This is a genomic window from Parafrankia colletiae, assembly GCF_001854655.1.
In the GTDB taxonomy this organism is placed as follows: Bacteria; Actinomycetota; Actinomycetes; order Frankiales; family Frankiaceae; genus Parafrankia; species Parafrankia colletiae.
In genome coordinates, this window is sequence record NZ_MBLM01000047.1 from 52,797 (window position 1) to 70,203 (window position 17,407).

At 73.8% G+C, this 17,407-nt stretch carries 15 protein-coding genes; 11 read left to right on the top strand and 4 right to left on the bottom strand.

Annotated elements, in window-relative coordinates; genetic code table 11:
• Nucleotides 1–247: 247 nt before the first annotated feature.
• Complete coding sequence (locus CC117_RS07195; protein WP_071082964.1) at nucleotides 248–1,348, bottom strand: 5'-3' exonuclease; 1,101 nt, start codon at nucleotides 1,346–1,348, stop codon at nucleotides 248–250.
• A 263-nt stretch (nucleotides 1,349–1,611) separates the two neighbouring features.
• Between CC117_RS07195 and CC117_RS07200 the strand changes: the two genes are divergently transcribed.
• The 3 genes from CC117_RS07200 to lnt all read left to right on the top strand — a co-directional run bounded on the left by CC117_RS07200 (nucleotide 1,612) and on the right by lnt (nucleotide 6,689).
• Nucleotides 1,612–2,055, top strand: a complete 444-nt coding sequence (locus CC117_RS07200) for an Lrp/AsnC family transcriptional regulator (RefSeq protein WP_026311539.1) — start codon at nucleotides 1,612–1,614, stop codon at nucleotides 2,053–2,055.
• A gap of 29 nt (nucleotides 2,056–2,084) precedes the next feature.
• A complete protein-coding gene (locus CC117_RS07205) occupies nucleotides 2,085–3,689 on the top strand; it encodes an amidohydrolase (RefSeq protein ID WP_071083071.1) in 1,605 nt (534 codons plus the stop codon).
• Between the two features lie 387 nt (nucleotides 3,690–4,076).
• A complete protein-coding gene (gene lnt / locus CC117_RS07210; RefSeq protein ID WP_241829900.1) occupies nucleotides 4,077–6,689 on the top strand; it encodes an apolipoprotein N-acyltransferase in 2,613 nt (870 codons plus the stop codon).
• A 165-nt stretch (nucleotides 6,690–6,854) separates the two neighbouring features.
• Here lnt and CC117_RS07215 read toward each other — a convergent pair whose 3' ends face one another.
• Nucleotides 6,855–7,205, bottom strand: coding sequence for an RNA polymerase-binding protein RbpA (locus CC117_RS07215; protein WP_018505947.1), 351 nt, complete (start codon nucleotides 7,203–7,205; stop codon nucleotides 6,855–6,857).
• 142 nt (nucleotides 7,206–7,347) lie between these two features.
• Between CC117_RS07215 and CC117_RS07220 the strand changes: the two genes are divergently transcribed.
• The 6 genes from CC117_RS07220 to CC117_RS07245 all read left to right on the top strand — a co-directional run bounded on the left by CC117_RS07220 (nucleotide 7,348) and on the right by CC117_RS07245 (nucleotide 11,975).
• Nucleotides 7,348–7,818, top strand: a complete 471-nt coding sequence (locus CC117_RS07220) for a hypothetical protein (RefSeq protein ID WP_241829901.1) — start codon at nucleotides 7,348–7,350, stop codon at nucleotides 7,816–7,818.
• 38 nt (nucleotides 7,819–7,856) lie between these two features.
• Nucleotides 7,857–8,294 carry a peptide-methionine (R)-S-oxide reductase MsrB gene (msrB, locus tag CC117_RS07225; protein WP_071082966.1) on the top strand — a complete coding sequence of 146 codons (438 nt, stop codon included), beginning with the start codon at nucleotides 7,857–7,859 and terminating at the stop codon, nucleotides 8,292–8,294.
• A gap of 176 nt (nucleotides 8,295–8,470) precedes the next feature.
• Nucleotides 8,471–9,136 (top strand): DUF4262 domain-containing protein, encoded by a 666-nt coding sequence (locus CC117_RS07230; RefSeq protein ID WP_071082967.1) that lies wholly within the window; start codon nucleotides 8,471–8,473, stop codon nucleotides 9,134–9,136.
• Nucleotides 9,137–9,578: 442 nt separating this feature from the next.
• Nucleotides 9,579–10,265 (top strand): TetR/AcrR family transcriptional regulator, encoded by a 687-nt coding sequence (locus tag CC117_RS07235; protein WP_071082968.1) that lies wholly within the window; start codon nucleotides 9,579–9,581, stop codon nucleotides 10,263–10,265.
• Nucleotides 10,266–10,527: 262 nt separating this feature from the next.
• Nucleotides 10,528–11,151 (top strand): cyclodeaminase/cyclohydrolase family protein, encoded by a 624-nt coding sequence (locus CC117_RS07240; protein WP_071082969.1) that lies wholly within the window; start codon nucleotides 10,528–10,530, stop codon nucleotides 11,149–11,151.
• A complete protein-coding gene (locus tag CC117_RS07245) occupies nucleotides 11,148–11,975 on the top strand; it encodes a bifunctional 5,10-methylenetetrahydrofolate dehydrogenase/5,10-methenyltetrahydrofolate cyclohydrolase (RefSeq protein ID WP_071082970.1) in 828 nt (275 codons plus the stop codon). Before CC117_RS07240 ends, CC117_RS07245 begins: the two co-directional genes overlap by 4 nt.
• A 45-nt stretch (nucleotides 11,976–12,020) precedes the next feature.
• Here the strand turns inward: CC117_RS07245 and CC117_RS07250 are convergent, their stop codons facing one another.
• Together CC117_RS07250 and bioA are read right to left on the bottom strand one after the other, a co-directional pair.
• Nucleotides 12,021–13,691, bottom strand: coding sequence for a GGDEF domain-containing protein (locus tag CC117_RS07250; RefSeq protein ID WP_241829903.1), 1,671 nt, complete (start codon nucleotides 13,689–13,691; stop codon nucleotides 12,021–12,023).
• 586 nt (nucleotides 13,692–14,277) lie between these two features.
• Nucleotides 14,278–15,564 (bottom strand): adenosylmethionine--8-amino-7-oxononanoate transaminase, encoded by a 1,287-nt coding sequence (gene bioA, locus CC117_RS07260; RefSeq protein ID WP_071082972.1) that lies wholly within the window; start codon nucleotides 15,562–15,564, stop codon nucleotides 14,278–14,280.
• Nucleotides 15,565–15,710: 146 nt separating this feature from the next.
• Between bioA and CC117_RS07265 the strand changes: the two genes are divergently transcribed.
• Both CC117_RS07265 and CC117_RS07270 read left to right on the top strand, forming a co-directional pair.
• Nucleotides 15,711–16,532, top strand: a complete 822-nt coding sequence (locus CC117_RS07265) for a 4'-phosphopantetheinyl transferase family protein (protein WP_071082973.1) — start codon at nucleotides 15,711–15,713, stop codon at nucleotides 16,530–16,532.
• A 59-nt stretch (nucleotides 16,533–16,591) separates the two neighbouring features.
• The gene (locus tag CC117_RS07270) at nucleotides 16,592–17,104 is read left to right on the top strand and encodes an SRPBCC family protein (protein ID WP_241829904.1); all 513 of its coding nucleotides are present in this window, start codon (nucleotides 16,592–16,594) and stop codon (nucleotides 17,102–17,104) included.
• Nucleotides 17,105–17,407: the final 303 nt, after the last annotated feature.

Sequence of the window (17,407 nt, forward strand, 5' to 3'; positions counted from 1 at the left end):
ACCTCACCGCAGCCCCACCGGCGCCCCCGTCGGACGCCCGGTGCGCAACAGTAGGCGACCCCGGCCCGTCCGCGAACGAACCCGTCGGTCACCTGCGTGTACACGCACGCTGCCAGATGAGGGGCAACCTACCGTCACGGCCGGTTCGGYCGCGCCGCCGGCCCACACCGACCCGCCCGGCGCGCCGGCCACGGTGACCCTCCGTACCACCCCCGCCCGGTCACACCCACCCCGGACCAGGGCATCCTCACCCGCCGCCCGCACCACCCGACCCGGCCCCCTGCACCGCTCCCTGCACCGCCACCGCGGCCAGGGCCGCGGCCAGCCGGCCCACCGGACCGTCCAGCCCGTAGCGCCGCGCCAGCTCCTCCACCGCCCCCGCATCCACCGCTCCCGCCGGCAGCACATCGGCCACCGGGCCCAGCGGCACATCCCGCACCACCGCCACCACCCCGACCGCCGCCGCCAGATACTCCCGGGACGCCTCCAGCCGGCCCCGCGCCCGCGCCGGGAACCCCTCCACCACCCCCGCGTCGACCGCCGCGAGGATCCCCTCCAACGACCCGAACCTGCCCAGCAACGCCGCCGCCGTCTTCGCCCCGATCCCCGCCACCCCCGGCAGCCCGTCGCTGGGATCCCCCCGCAGCACCGCGAAATCCGCGTACGCCCGGCCCGGAACCCCGTAGCGGGCGGTGATCGACGCCTCGTCCACCCGCACGAACTTCTCCACCGCGTACCGCACCGCCACCCCGGCCCCGTCATCCACCAGCTGGAACAGATCCCGGTCCCCGGTCAGGATGTCCACCGGCCCACCCGGCGCACCCGGCGCATCCGGCCCGCCCACGCTGTGCCGGGTCGCGAGCGTGGCGATCACGTCGTCGGCCTCGAACCCCGCCGCCTGCACCCGCGCGATCCCGAACGCGTCCAGCACCGCATCGATCACCGGCAGCTGCGCCTCCAGCTCGTCCGGCACCTCCTCCGCCACCTCGACCCCCGGCGAGGAGGACACCCGCGCCTCCCCAGCCGCACCGGCCGCGTTCCCGGCACCTGCCGGCGGCCCCGCCACCCGGTGCGCCTTGTACGACGGCATCAACGCCACCCGGAACGCCGGCCGCCAGTCCGCGTCGAAACAGCACACCAGGCGCCGCGGCCGCACCTCACCGATCTGCCGGGCCAGCACGTCCAGCAGCCCCCGCACCGCGTTCACCGCCATCCCGTCCGGCGCCCGCACCGACCGCGGCACCCCATGGAAGGCACGGAAGTACAACGACGGGGTGTCCGCGAGCAACAGCCGATCCCCACCCGCCACGCCACGCGCCCCACCCACCTGGTCATCCACGATGGTCATCTTGTCAGACTGGCATGCACAATCGACAGCCCAACGCGACCCGCACCCATCCACACCAGACCTTCACACCACCACCCCACGCCCCCGCACCGGACCCCCACCCCGCCGGAGACACCCGCCACGCCATCCCACCCCCCACCACCACACTTCGCCACATACACCCCACCGCGCGTAGCCGCAACCATCTGGCGAAGTCACCCGATGTCCCCACGGGACCAGGCCGCGCCGGCACCATCCGCCGATCTGTGCATAACCTCCGGAACGTGTTGGAGGATCTAGACCGTCAGATCGTGCAGCTGCTGTGCCGCGACGGCCGGATGAGCTTCACCGACCTCGGACGTGCCACCGGCCTGTCGGTGTCGGCCGTCCACCAGCGGGTCCGCCGTCTCGAACAGCGCGGGGTCATCACGTCCTACGTCGCCCTCGTCGACCCCTCCCAGGTCGGCCTGGCCCTCACCGCGTTCGTCTCCATCAAGGAGATCGACCCCAGCCAGCCCGACGACGCCCCCGACCGGCTCACCCACCTGCCCGCCGTCGAGGCCTGCTACAGCGTCGCGGGGGAGGAGAGCTACCTGCTCAAGGTCCGCGTCTCCGACCCCGCCGCCCTCGAAGCGCTCCTGCAGGAGATCCGCGCCGCCGCCAACGTCTCCACCCGCACCATGGTCGTCCTGTCCACCCCCTACGAAGGACGTCCCCCCAGCCTCTGACACCCCCACCACCCGGCACAGTGGGCACCGTGCCCCCCACCCGCCCGGACCACCACCCCAGCGCACCCCGACGCGTCCTCTACCAGCACGGACACGTCCACAGCCCCACCACCGCACACGCCACCGCCCTGCTCGTCGACGGCGCCACCATCACCTGGATCGGCACCGCCACCGACACGCCGCCCGGTGGCCCCACCCCCACCACCATCGACCTGCACGGCGCCACCGTCACCCCCGCCTTCGTCGACGCCCACGTCCACACCACCGCCACCGGACTCGCCCTCGACGGGGTCGACCTCACCGACACCCCCACCCTCGGCCACGCCCTCGACCAGCTCAACCGCGCCGCCCGCCGCCGCCCCGGCCAGCCCCTGCTCGGCACCGGATGGGACGAGACCCGCTGGCCCGAACAGCGCCCACCCACCGCCACCGAACTGACCCGCGCCGCCGGCCCCGTCGACGTCTACCTCGCCCGCGCCGACGGCCACACCGCCGTCATCTCCCTGACGCTGGCCGAGCGCTCCCGCGCACCCCACGCCCCCGGCTGGCTCGGCGACGGACTATGCCGCGACGACGCCCACCACCGCGCCCGCACCACCGCCTACCACGACCTGCCCCGCACCAGCCGCCTCGACGCCGCCCGGCGCGTCCGCACCCACGCGGCCGCCCTCGGCATCGCCGCGCTGCACGAGATGGGCGGACCGCAGGTGTCCTCCGCCGACGACCTCGCCGACCTGCTCACCCTCGCCCGCGACGAACCCGGCCCCGCCGTCACCGGCTACTGGGCCGGCGACCTCGCCACCGCCCTCGACCTCGCCGCCGAACCCGGCCTCGGCCCCGTCGGCTACGGCGGCGACCTGTTCGTCGACGGCTCCCTCGGCTCCCACACCGCCGCCCTGCGCGCCCCCTACCACGACCAGCCCACCCACCACGGGCAGCTCCACCACGACGCCGACGACATCCGCGACATCGTCCTCGACGCCACCGCCGCCGGTCTGCAGACCGGCTTCCACGCCATCGGCGACGCCGCCCTCGACACCGTCCTGACCGGCCTRCACGCCGCCGCCGCCCGCCTCGGCACCGCCACCATCGCCGCCGCCCGCCACCGCGTCGAACACGCCGAGCTCGCCCACCCCGACCAGATCAGCGCCATGGCCCGCCTCGGCCTCATCGCCAGCGTCCAACCCGCCTTCGACGCCCGCTACGGCGGCCCCGACCGGCTGTACACCACCCGCCTCGGAACGACCCGCGCCGCGGCCATGAACCCGTTCGCCGCCTACGCCGCCGCCGGCGTCACCCTGGCCCTGTCCTCCGACAGCCCCGTCACCCCCCTCGACCCGTGGGGCGCCGTCCACGCCGCCGCCCACCACCACAACCCCGCGGCCCGCATCAGCACCGCGGACGCGTTCACCGCCGCCACCCGCGGCGGCTGGGTGGCCGCCCGCGCCGCCGTCGACGGCTCCGGGCAGCTCACCGCCGGCGCCCCCGCCACCTTCGCGATCTGGGACACCCGCCCCGTCCGCCGGGCCGAAGCAGCCGAAGCAGCCGCCGACCCGGTGGACGCGGCCGCGCGCACCCGGCCGGTATGCCTGCGCACCGTGCTGCGCGGCCAGATCCTGTACGACCGGCTCTGACACCGCCCGGTCGGAGCCGGACGGGATACGGGGGTCCGGACCCGCCCTTCGGACCGCCACCACCCGCGGACACACCATCACGGCGGCACCGTTGTCTAACGGACGGTCCGGACCCCCACCACCCGCCGCACCGGCCCAGTGGCCGGCGAGGCATCGCGCGATTTGACCACACCCACCCCTCCCACGAAAGCGCCCCACCCCGCCCCGAAAACCTCCCGGTAGTCCCAACGTGGTCCCCGATGACGGTGCAGCCAGCGGCGCAGACCGACCCGCCGCGGCACCATCCGCAGCTCACCCGGCCACACAACGCCCTCCCGAGCGCCCGCCCGGACAAACCGCACACAGCCCGGGGTGCTCCCAGCCACCGCCGTGCCGGACACTGGACAGGTGACCCACGCGCCCGCCACGCCACCCCCACACCACACGGCCCCGGCCGGCGCGCCCACATCCAGCAGCCCCACCCCGCCCCGCCGCACCCGCGGCCTGCCCGGACTCCACCGGCGCCTGGCCCGCCCCACCGCCGCCACCGCCTCCGGGCTCCTGCTCTACCTCGCCTCCCCCCCCGTCGGCCTGTGGCCGCTGGCACCCCTCGCCGTCGCCCTGCTCACCCTCACCGTCCACAACCGGCCCCTACGCGCCTCCTACGGCCTGGGCCTGCTGTTCTCCCTCGCCTTCATGCTCCCGCTGCTGCGCTTCGTCTCCTTCGTCGGCGTCGACGGCTGGATCGTCCTGTCCGCCGCCGAAGCCGCCATCCTCGCGCTCATCGCCCCCGCCACCACCCTCGCCTACCGCCTGCCGGCACCCTGGCTCTGGGCCGGCGCCGCCTGGGTCGCCCAGGAAGCCCTCCGCGGCCGCGCCCCCTTCGGCGGCTTCCCCTGGGGCCGGCTCGCCTTCAGCCAGCCCGACAGCCCCTACACCGGCCTCGCCGCGCTCGGTGGTGCCCCCCTCGTCACCTTCGCCGTGRCCACCACCGCCACCCTGCTCGCCACCACCGCGCTCACCGTCCGCCGCACACCCGCCCCACGCGTCGCAGYGGCCGCCGCCGGCGCCACCGCACTCACCCTCGCCGGGCTCGCCATCCCCCTGCCGACCGGACCCCAGCGCGGCACCCTGCAGGTCGCCGCCATCCAGGGCAACGTCCCCGAAGCAGGCGGCTACGACGCCCTCGGCGAAGCCTTCCAGGTCACCGCCAACCACGTCACCGGCACCGAACGCCTCGCCGCCGACGTCCGCGCCGGCCGCACCCCCCAGCCCGACCTGGTCCTGTGGCCCGAGAACTCCTCCGACATCGACCCCCTCACCAGCCCCACCGCCCACGCCGCCCTCACCCGCGCCGCCACCGCCGCCCGCGCCCCCCTGCTCATCGGCGCCGTCCTCGACGGCCCCGGCGACCGCCACGTCCGCAACGCCGGCCTCATCTGGACCACCGACGGCCCCACCGGCGCCATGTACGTCAAACGCCACCCCGTCCCCTTCGCCGAATACCTCCCCGGCCGCGCCCTCCTCGAAAAACTCATCAGCCGCTTCGCCGAGGAAATGCCCAACGACTTCCTCGCCGGCACCGGCCACGGCGCCCTGCCCGTCGCCGGCACCACCATCGGCGACGTCATCTGCTTCGAAGTCGCCTACGACGGCCTCGTCCGTGACAACGTCACCCGCGGCGCCGAACTTCTCGTCATCCAGACCAACAACGCATCCTTCGGCCGCAAGGGCGAAAGCGAACAACAGCTCGCCATGAGCCGGCTGCGCGCCGTCGAACACGGCCGCGCCACCGTCCAGGTCTCCACCAGCGGCGAAAGCGCCCTCATCGCCCCCGACGGCACCATCCTCACCCAGACCGGCCTGTACGAGGCAGGCATCCTGACCGCACCACTGCCCCTGCGCACCAGCCACACCCTCGCCACCCGGCTCGGTATCGYCCCGGAGGCGGTGCTCACCGCACTCGGGGCACTCTCCATGATCGCCGCACTGGCTCACGGTCGACGCTCCCGCCGCCGCACCGACCCGACCGTCAACCCGAGAGACAGCACCAACCCCCTGACCAGCACCGGCGACACCCAGCACCCCGTCGAGACGCCCCAGCCCGCCGCCGGCCCCGACCAGAAAAGGAGAGGCGTGGAAGCCACCCGCGTCGTCGTCTGCGTCCCGACCTACAACGAACGGGACAACCTGCCGGACACCACGCGCCGGCTCCGCACGGCGAACCCCGCGGTCGACCTGCTCGTCATCGACGACGCCAGCCCGGACGGCACCGGACAGATCGCCGACGAGCTCGCCGCCGGCGACAGCCACATCCACGTGCTGCACCGCGCAGGCAAATCCGGCCTCGGCTCCGCCTACATAGCCGGTTTCACCTGGGCCCTGCAACACGGCTACGACATCGTCGTCGAAATGGACGCCGACGGTTCCCACCAGCCCGAACAGCTACCCAGGCTGCTCGACGGCCTCACCGGGGCCGACATCGCGATCGGATCCCGCTGGATCCCCGGCGGCACCGTCCACAACTGGCCCCGCAGCCGACTCGTCCTGTCCCGCGGCGCCAACGCCTACGTCCGCGCCGCCCTCGGTGTGCCCCTGCACGACGCCACCGCCGGCTTCCGCGCCTACCGCGCCGACGTGCTGCGCGCCCGCGACCTCGACCAGGTCGCCTCCCAGGGCTACTGCTTCCAGGTCGACCTCGCCTGGCGCGCCTGGCAGGCCGGCTTCCGCGTCATCGAGGTCCCCATCGACTTCGTCGAACGCGAACGCGGCGCCTCGAAGATGAGCCGCGCGATCGTCGCCGAGGGCTTCTGGCGGGTCGGCTGGTGGGCCCTGACCTCCCGCCGCCGCGGCCCCGACCGCACCCCGCAGACGACCCAGGACACCGTCCCACCCGCCGCGTCGACCATCCCCGCCCCGGCCCCGCCCGGCGACCCCGCATCCACCCCGGCCGCCGCCGACCAGGCACCCACCGCCGACACCGGTCAACCGCCGACGAACGCCCCCGCCGGGCGCTCCTGAACCACCGGGCGCCCCTCGGCCCCGACATGCGTCGAGGGGGCGACAACGTTACGTTGTCGCCCCCTCGACGCATGTCGACGAGCCTGACCGACGACGCCTGATCGAGATCACACCCGACCAGGCACGGCAGGCCCGCCAGGGCCTGCCACCATCGGCAGCATTTCCCTAGGCGGACCGGCGGTCCGCCCCGGTACCCCGCAGCACCGCGAGCCGCTCAGCGAGGACCTCTTCCAGATCGTCCGTCGTCCGACGCTCCATCAGCATGTCCCAGTGGGTCCGCGGCGGCTTGCTCTTCTTCGGCTCGGGCCGCTCACCGTCCACAATCACCGAAGCCGCCCCGCACACCCGGCACTCCCACACCGACGGCACCTCGGCCTCGGCCGCGAACGGCATGGTGAACTGGTGCCCGTTCGGGCAGTCGTACGACGCTGTCTGCCGCGGGGCAAGCTCCGTGCTGCGGTCAGTCTCGTAGGACACTGCACCGAGACGGCTGCCCCGCAGAATGCGCTCGCCCATATGACTCCTCAGAGCGTCGTGGCGTGTTGACCTCAACCGAGTCCAACGTACGAACAAGCGAAGTCGTTCCCACCCCGGAAGGCCAGGTAACGAGATCGTGATCACACTACGTGTTCCCTCGACCGCAAAGGATACACGCCGGGTGACCAGTCGGGCCCAGATCCTGCTGAACGGCATCGCACGCTCCGCCGTCGGACTCACCGCCATCACCAGACCCGTCCCGATCATCCGCCTCGCAGGCGTCGACCGTGTGACAGCTGAGAAAATTGCCTGGCTCGCACGTATCGCCGGAATCCGGGACCTCGCCCTCGGCGTCGGGCTGCTGCACGCACATGCGACCCATCGGCCAACCCGGGCCTGGCTCGTCGCCGGCATGTGCGCCGACACCGCCGACACCGCGGCGTTCGCCCACGCCGTCGCCCACCGCCAGCTCCCGCCTGTCGGCGGAACACTCATGACCGCCGCGGCCGCCGGCGGAGCCGCGCTCGCCGCCACCACACTGCGCACCGCCCACCGCGAGCACAACGACGGCCGCACCCACGACGATCACGCCCGTGACGCGATGACGTCCGCACAGAACAAACCGGCGCGACGTCGCGTTGACATGCACTGAGCCGTCACCGAACCGACCCGTATCCGAAAGGACACGACGTGAGCGACAAGCAGGCCACCGGCAAGGTCGTCCGCAGCGACAGCGAGTGGCGCGAGCTGCTCGGCCCCGACCGCTATGCGATCCTGCGCCAGGCGGCCACCGAGGCCCCCTTCAGCGGCGCCTACACCTACAACAAGGCAGACGGCACCTACCACTGCGGCGCCTGCGACGCGCCCCTGTTCACCTCCGACACGAAGTACGACTCCGGGTCGGGCTGGCCCAGCTTCTACCAGCCCGTCACGCACGACGCCGTCGCCCTCGTCGAGGACCGCGCGCACGGCATGGTCCGTACCGAGGTGCGCTGCGCCCGCTGCGACTCCCACCTCGGCCACGTCTTCGACGACGGGCCCGCCCCCACCGGGCAGCGCTACTGCATGAACAGCCTCGCGCTCAACCTCGACGCCGCCGACGGCAGCAGCGGCACCGACACCGCCTGAGCCCGCCCCTACCCGCCCCGCGCGGCGGGTAGGGGCGGCCGGAGACCGGGTATGTCAACCACCCACGTCAACCGCCGTGATCCCACCAAGATCCACAGTCACGGATCCGGTCAGGCCGCCCGATCACCCACCGGGACCCGCATACGGTTCACCCACCCCACAGACGAGGTGAACCCATGACCCCCGGCCACCACCACCGACCCGACGACCATGCCTGCTGCCCCGGTTGCGACGTTCCGGACGACGACCCCGCCGCCATCGCCGCGTTCATCGCCGAGCAGGATGCCTGGCTCGCCGACACGATCCGCAGTTACGGGTGGGCCGTGCAGTCCGTGCTCGACGACGGCCCCGAGCATCCGCCGTACGCCTACACCATCGGGCTGCACGCCTTCGATCACCACCCGGAACTGCTCGTCAGCGGCCTCCCTGGCACGTCAGCCGCCAGGATCCTCAACCTGCTGGGGGAGCGGGTGCGTCACCACGAGCGCCTCAGCGCCGGCCAGCGGCTGATCCTCGCACCCCTGCTGACCATCGAGCTGCGGTCCATCACCCCGCTGGCCAGTGACCAGCTGCTCCTCGGCGCGAACCACCTCTACCGCGACCCGGACGGCCCGGCCGTTCCCGCCCTGCAGGCCATCTGGGCCGATGGGAGGGGGCGCCTGCCGTGGGAGCCCGCCGCGCTGCACCGCGGCGGGCAGCCTCTCGCCACGGCACCGTCGGCGGAGCACGGCACCGCCGGCGACCTGGTGTGGCACCTTCCCGGCCGGCCAGGCCGAGCTGTCCGAGGGCCGGCCAGGCCGCTGCGCCTGCCACGTCCGCGCCGTCCTCCCGAGATCCACTGAACCGCGCCGACCAGCTGCCGCTGCGGGCACCACCGGCCGGGCGGCGCGGGACCTCTCGAAGCAGCCGGGATCATCGAAAGGTCCTCTCTCGAGGAGAGCTCTTATTCCGATTTGATCTTGCTTTGAAGGTGACGATCAAGATCAAATTGCATAAGACCGGCTCGTCAACACCGTTGACTATCTTGGTTTTCGAACCGCTGGGCAAACGCCGCCGCCAGTCCGCCTGCGCCGCGGATCCCACCTACGAAGCCGGCCGGCCGTGCCGTGCCGGAAGGTCGCCGGCCGGCGACCGGGAGCGGCGCACATCCCGGACATGGCGCCCTCTCCCCCACGACCACCCCGGCAGTCGCGGATTCACCATGCCCACCCCTTGATCAACTATGGGTGCACCGCGACGTCAACGTCGTTGACCACGGCGTGGGCATAGATAAGATCAGACCTCGTGACAGCAGCGGACGACGATGAGCAGGCACCCCGCAGGGGCGCACCGGCTCCCCCACAGCGCACGCCCCGCGGCACGCTGTCCCGGGAGGTCCTGCTCGACGCGGCGATGGAGATCGTGCGGATCGGCGGGGCGGACGCCTTCAGCATGCGGGCGCTCGGCGGCCGTCTCGATGTCGACCCGACGGCCTTCTACCGCCACTTCCGCACCAAGAACGAACTGCTCGACGCGCTGGCCGACATTCTGATCGAGGGCGACGAGCCGCTGCCGGCGACCGGCAACGCCCGGGCGGACCTGCGGGCGAGCCTGCACCAGTTGCGTCACTCGCTGTTGCGCCACCCGACGATGGCCGCCGTCATCCTGCGCCGGCCGCCGGGGGGCCGCGCCTACTGGGCACGCGCCAATCACGCCCTCGGGCTGCTACGCGGGATGGGTCTGAGCCCCGAGGAGGCCACCGCGCTCTATCAGACACTGCTGTTCTACTGCCTGGGCCACGTTCTGTCCGAGGCTCGCGCCGTGGCGGCCGCGGTCGCCCGGGACCGCCGGCCCGGCACGCCCACCTCGACCTTCAATCCCCCGGCCCACCAGCTGCCCGACCTGGCTGCGGCCGTGCCGTTCCTGCGCTCCGACACCCTCACCCAGTTCGACACCGGCCTGGATCTGATCATGCGAGCGGCGCCCGCATGATCGGGCCGCGCGGGATGCAGGCCGGGCCCGGTCGCGTGCCTGCATCCCGCGCGCCGCGCGCCGGCAGCAGAGGGCCGGAGACATCGAGCGGCGCAGGTCACAAAACCGCCCTCGGCCGGCGCGGAGTGGCCCTCTCGCACCCCGGGCAGCGATCCACTTGCTACGGTGCACTCCGGCCAGCGTCGGTGTGCTGCGGTGGGGCAATGCACCCGGACGGCAGTGCACGTGGACATTGACCTTGAACGAGGGGGAGTCGGAGACGATGGCGGACGAGACGCTTGACGGGTTCCTCGAGGCGCTCGCCTCGGCGGCCCCCGCACCCGGTGGCGGTGCGGCGGCGGCGGTCCAGGTCGCGCTCGGCGCCTCCCTGGTGAGCATGGTCGCCAACCTCACCATCGGCAAGCCCCGCTACGCCGAGCACGAGGCGACGATGGTCGGTGCCCGCGACGAGGCAACCCGCCTGCGCCGTGACGCCCTCGGGCTGGCCGATGCGGACGCGGTGGCCTTCACCGCCGTGACGGACGCCTACCGGCTTCCCAAGGAGACCGTGCAGGACAAGGCTGCCCGCACCGCCGCGATCCAGCAGGCGCTGATCGGCGCGGCCGAGGTGCCGCTGCGCACCGCCGCCGCGGCCGCCGAGGTCGTCGGCCTGTGCCAGCGCATCCTCGACGGTGCCAACGTCAACGTCCTGTCGGATGTGGCGGTGGCTGCCGCGAGCGCCCGCGCGGCGCTGGACTCGGCGGCGATCAACGTCCGGATCAACCTGGCGTCGATGACCGACGCGGCCACCCGCGACGCGACCGCCGCCGAGCTGGACAAGTACCTGTCGTCACTGGCCGGCGCGGACAGTGTGGTGCGCGCCGTGGGAGATCGGATCGGGTCATGAGGTTGCTGGATGGGCGGTCGATGGCCGCCGACATCGGTCGGGCGGTCGTCGACGACGTCGAGCGGCTGGCCGCCACCGGCGTCACCCCGACGCTGGCGGTGGTGCTGCCGACCGTCGACGAGGCGGCGCGGTCCTACGTACGGGTGATCGAGCGCAGCGCCGCCAAGGTCGGCGTGGCGTGTGCCGTCCATGAGCTGTCCGGTGACCCGGCGCAGCTCATCGACACCGTCGACCGGCTGGCCGGCGATCCCTCGGTGCACGGGATGATCGTGCAGACCCCGTTGCCCGGCGCACTGACCGCTGCCGAGGTGGGGGCGCGCGTCCCCGTCGGCAAGGACGTCGACGGGATGAACCCGCTGAGCCTGGGGCAGCTCGCGCTCGGTCTGCCCGCGTTCGCACCGGCGACCGCGGCGGCCGTGCTGGAGATCCTCACCCGGGCGGAGGTGCCGCTGGCCGGCGCCCGGGCCTGCGTGATCGGCCGCAGCTCGGTGGTGGGCAAGCCCGCGGCGCTGCTCCTGCTCGCCGAGAACGCGACCGTCACGGTCTGCCATTCCCGGACGAAGGACCTGGCGGCGGTGGCGCACGAGGCCGACATCGTGGTCGCCGCGGTCGGCCGGCCGAAGATGGTGGGCAGCGGGTATGTACGGCCCGGCGCGGTGGTCATCGACGTCGGCACGAACTGGACGGACGCCGGCCTGGTCGGGGACGTCGACGCGGACGCGGTGGCGTCCGTCGCCGGGGCGTTGACCCCGGTCCCCGGTGGCGTCGGCCCGGTCACGACGATGCTGTTGCTGCGCAACACGGTCCGCGCCGCCGGCGCCTGAGCACGGACGCCGCCCTCGCCGGCGCGGCGGGCACCTCGACCCCGGTCAGGGCGCCGGATGCGATCCCGGTGCAGGAGGCCGCCACGCGGGCGCCGTGGGCGAGGCCGGCGGGCAGGCCGGCGCACCACCCGGGCTGGTTGACCCGGGTGGTGCGGCAGCGGACGGCTCGGCGGGCGCAGGCGGGCTGGTTGTCCTGGCCGTGCACACGCGGTCCCGTCCTTCCCGTTTCGCGCGGTAGAGCGCGGCGTCCGCTCGTTCGAGCAGGTCGGTGACGACGGCGAGGTCGTCGTCAGCGGCGCGCGGCGCCTCGGCGGTGACGGTGGTGGCCACCGCCCGGGCGGTGTTCTCCCTCGGTGCCGGGGCGATGCTCGCCACCCCGACGGACACGGTGACGCTCACCTCCACACCGGACAGGTGGATGCGGGCACCGGCGACCGTGTGCCGGATGCGCTCGGCGACGGTGGCCGCCGCGTCCAGGTCGGCGTCGGCGAGCAGGACGACGAACTCCTCCCCCCCGAACCGGCCGACGAGGTCCTGCGGGCGGGTGGCGTGCCGCAGCACGTTGGCGATGGCGACCAGGACCGCGTCGCCGTTGAGGTGGCCGTGGCGGTCGTTGACCTGCTTGAAATGGTCGATGTCGACCAGCAGGACCGACAGCGGCCGGCCGAGCCCGCGGGTGCGGGCGGTCTCCCGCAGGGCGACCTGCCGCCAGTAGGCCATGGTGGCCAGTTGCGTCTTGGCGTCGGTGCGGGCGGCGGTGAGCAGTTCGGCGTGGGTGAGCCCGCGGCGCAGCAGCAGGACGAGCGGCGCCGCGATCACCAGCAGGACCGGGCTCGCCGCCCACACCACGGTGAGCACGAGCGCGGCGCAGATCTCCACGGTGACCGTGGCGGCGTGTTCCCGCCCGTCCGGCCAGCGGCGGGGCCGCAGCAGCCGGTCCACCGCCGGATACGCCGCCACCGCGGCGAGCAGCGCCAGCAGGTCACGGGCGGACGCGGCGAGCCCATCGGCCGAACCGGGGTCCGAAGCCGGGGCGAGCAGGTGGTGGACGGCCGCGGCCGCCGCACCGGCGAGGCCGAGAGCGACGCAGTCGTGGATCTGGCTGTGTGCCCCGCACCCCCCCGGCACGCCGGCGGGGTGCTCGGGCTGCGCCGATCGGGCCACGCGCTCCCGCCCGGGTAAGGCGGCGAGCCAGAGCGGCAGGCAGGCCAGCAGCGCGTACAGCGGGGGCAGCAGCAGGGCGATCGGCAGCGTCCAGGTGGTGGTCATCGCCGGGTAACCGCCACGCGAGCCGCTGTCGGGGTCGTCACCGCGGGGGCTGCCGGCCCAGGGGCCGGTACCGACCAGGCCGGTGAGCGCCGCCAGGCTGGTGAAGGCGGCGAACGCCGCGATCTCGATGGCGCGGGGCGAGCCGGCTCCGCCGGCGACGGCATCGGCGGCGAGCAGGCCGGCGGTGACCAGGAACACCGCGTCGGTCAGCAGGGTACGGGCCGGTGTCGCGGGCGGCGGGGCAGCGGGGTGACGAGACGCCAGCCGCAGCCACCGGGCCAGCCTGCGGATGGTGCTGACCCCGCGCACGGCGGCGTGCGTGTCCTCCCGGGTGCAGGGTCGGACCCGTTCGGCGGGCGTCCACGCGGGCTGGTCACGGAGGAACAGCGAGGCGCCCAGCCCGGGGTCGCCCGGATGGCTGCCCGGCGGGACTACGGCAGCTTCCACCGCGAACGCGGGTTCGGCTGGGGTGGCAGGGCCGGGATGCCGGGCGGGAAGCGGCCGGCGCGGGGCTGATCCCAGGGGGACCGGATCCGTTGGCCACAGCGCCGGCCCCGGCAGAGCGTCAGGTCCGGCTCCGGAGCCGCCCCCGGAGCCCGGTGCGGGTCGGGACTCGACTCCGCGGCGCGAGAACAGGCGACCCGCGGCACGGGCCGCCATCCGAAGGGCGGCGGGAACACGCCCATGCCCGGGCCGCCCTGAGACCTGTCGTAACGACATCCGCACCTGGCCCTTCTCGTGTGCCGCCAAAGCTGCTACACACAGTGAAGCCTCGTGGACGAAGGGTATGAAGGCTCTTCGGGCATCCGCAACTAGTTCGCGGATGTCGGACATGCAGGGTGCGGTGGGAGCAGGGTGTCGCCACCCCGCGGCCCGGCGCCGGCGACGGCCCGTCCCACGTCCGTGACCTGCGCCGTCGCCGACCGCATCACCCGTGGCGCACGTGCGCGGCCGGGCCGGAGGTCCCGCCGGGCCGCGAACAGGAAGACCACAACCGGCACGTCGCCGGGGCTACTTCGGCGCVCCGCCGGGGCTACTTCGTGGTCGCCGCGACCGCCTCGACCATGGCCCCGGTCAGGGTGCTCACCTCGGCGGGGTCCATCACGAACGGCGGCATCGCGTAGACGAGACGTCCGAACGGCCGTACCCACACCCCGAGGTCGACCAGCAGTGGCTGGATGACTGTCATGTCGACCGGGTCGCGGGTCTCGATCACGCCGATCGCGCCCAGCGTGCGGACGTCCACGACACCGGGCAGGTCCGCCGCGGGGGCCAGCCCGGTGGCCAGCGCGTCGTGCACGGCTGCCACCCGCTCCCGCCAGGGGCCGGCGAGCAGCAGCTCGATGCTGGCGCGGGAGACCGCGGCCGCCAGCGGGTTCGCCATGAACGTCGGTCCGTGCATGAACGCGCCGGCAGGTGAGGCGCACACCCCGTCGGCGACCTCGGCCGTGCACAGGGTGGCGCCCATCGTCAGGTAGCCGCCGGTCATCGCCTTGCCGACGCACATGATGTCGGGCGTGATCCCGGCGTGCTCACAGGCGAACAGCTCACCGGTGCGGCCGAAGCCGGTGGCGATCTCGTCCGCGATGAGCAGGACCTGGTGGCGGTCGCACAGCTCCCGGACCCGGGTGAGCCACCCGGGGGGGTAGAAGCGCATCGCTCCGGCGCCCTGCACCACCGGTTCGCAGATGACCGCGGCGATCTCCCCGTGGTGGGCTGCGAGCAGCCGTTCGACGTCGGCGAGGTCACGGTCGGTCACCGGGTCCCGGTAGCCGCTGGTGGGGGCGGCGGCGAACAGGTGACGGGCGAGCAGGCCGGTGAACAGGTGGTGCATGCCGGTGTCGGGGTCGCACACCGACATGGCGCCGGAGGTGTCACCGTGGTAGCCGCGGCGGATGGTGAGCAGTCTGGTCCGGTCGGGCCGTCCCCGGCCCGTCTGGTACTGCAGCGCCATCTTGATCGCGACCTCGACGGAGACCGACCCGGAGTCGCAGAAGAAGACCCGCTCCAGGTCCGGGGGGGTGATGCGCACGAGCAGTTCGGCGAGGGCCACCGCCGGCTCGTGGGTGAGCCCGCCGAACATGACGTGGGCCATCCGGTCCAGCTGGTCGCGGACGGCGCCGTCGAGCACCGGATGACGGTAGCCGTGGATCGCCGCCCACCACGACGACATCCCGTCGAGCAGCTCACGGCCGTCGGTGAGGGTCAGGCGCACTCCCCGGGCGGACGCGACGGCGAACAGTGGTGCCGTGTCCCCCACCGCGCCGTAGGGATGCCAGACAACTGCCCGGTCACGCGCGACGAGGTCCGAACCGTGCATGCGTCCACCTTCTCCCAGCGGGGGCGCGGTGCCGCACCGGCGTGTCGGAAGAGCCACATGCGCACGGGCCCGGTGCCGGGCCGGGACGGGTGCCGTCGAAGATGGGACGCGCACGCATGATCTCGCCGAGGCGAAGGGACATCGCGATGACCGGTCAGCGGGCGGGCGGCGGCGCGGGCGGCCTGCCCGGGGGTGCGGAACTGCTCGCGGCGGTCCTGCCGTCTCCCACCTCCGGCGCTGGCCGGACGGCGCTCGCCGCCGTGGAGAAGTACGACGACGACTTCGGTGACGCCGTGGACGCCCGGCTGTTCCCCGAGGAGGCCGCCACGTTGACCCGCGCCGTCGACAAGCGGCGCCGGGAGTTCACCACCGGACGGATCTGCGCGCACCGGGCGCTCGAGGCGCTCGGAGAACCGGCCGTACCGATCCTGTCGGGTGAGCACCGGGAGCCGCGCTGGCCGGGTGGTGTCGTCGGCAGCATCACCCACACCAGGGGCTACCGGGCGGCGGCAGTGGCCCGGCAGGTGCCCGGGGCGACGGTCAGCGTGGGCATCGACGCCGAGCCGAACGAGGCCACCCCCGGCGGGGTGCTCCGTGAGATCTCGCTGCCCCAGGAGCGGGACCTGCTCGCCGAGCTGGGGCGGGCGCATTCCCAGGTCTGCTGGGACCGGCTGCTGTTCAGCGCCAAGGAGTCCGTCTACAAGGCCTGGTTCCCGCTGGCCCGGCGCTGGCTCGGCTTCGACGACGCCGAACTGGTCCTCACGGTCGACGACCCGGTCGACGACACCCCCGTGGCGGCGTCGGTGACCGGGTCGCCGACCGGGGGCGGTGTGACCGCGCGTGGGCAGTTCCGGGCTCGGCTGCTGGTTCCCGGCCCGGACCTGCCCACGGGCGAGCTGACCGGGTTCACCGGGCGCTGGGTGGTGGGCCGTGGCCTGATCGTCACCGCGATCGCCGTCGGCTGCTGACCGCGGCCCCTGCCGCTGGCGGGTGAAGAATCGGCCGGCCCGGCCTACCGTGGGTCAGTGTGAGTGTGGTGTTCCTGGATGCGTCCGGGCCGGYGCCACCGCAGGTGTGCTGGGAGCGGTACGCCGTGCCGGCGGTGTGGCCCAGTTGGGCCCCGCAGATCCACGCCGTCGTCCTGGACGGCATCCCCGCCGAGGCCTGGCGTCTGCCGGAGCGGGCCGGGGTCCCGCGGGGCATCGGCCCGGCCGCTCCCCCGCTGCCCGCCGCGTGGGAAACCCTGGAGCAGGGCGTGGCGGTGCCGCAGGCCGCGGTGCGTATCGTGCCGGGGCTGCGCGGCCGGGTCCGCGCGCTGGTACCGCCGGCGGCCCGGTTCGTCGTCACCGCGGTGGATGAGGTCGAGCGGACCTGGAGCTGGCGGGTCGGCGTCGGCGCGGTGCGGCTGGAGCTCGACCACGGGGTGGACGCCTGCCTGGACGGCGGGACACTCACCTGGCTGCGGGTCACCGCGCCCGGGCCGGTGATCCGCGCCTACGCGCCGCTGGCCAGGGCCGCGTTGCGCCACCTCGTCCGGTAGGCGGGGCGGTCACGGACGGAACGAACACGGTGGGCGGGCCGGCGCGGCGCCGCCGCGGTGAGTGCCGTGACGCTGTTCATGGCGTGGAGAGGGGCGAGCGTCGGCGAGCTAGGATGTCGGCCACTCGCAGGGGCGGGCACCACACCCAAGCGCTCGGGCACCTGCGGCCAGACACAGACCACATCACGCCACAGACCACGCTGCGGTCGGGTCGGCGCCGGCGGCCACACGGCACCCTGCCGCCAGCACACAACCCGCCGGTACACAACGCTGGATAAGTTACGACGCCAGTGGGCGCGTCGC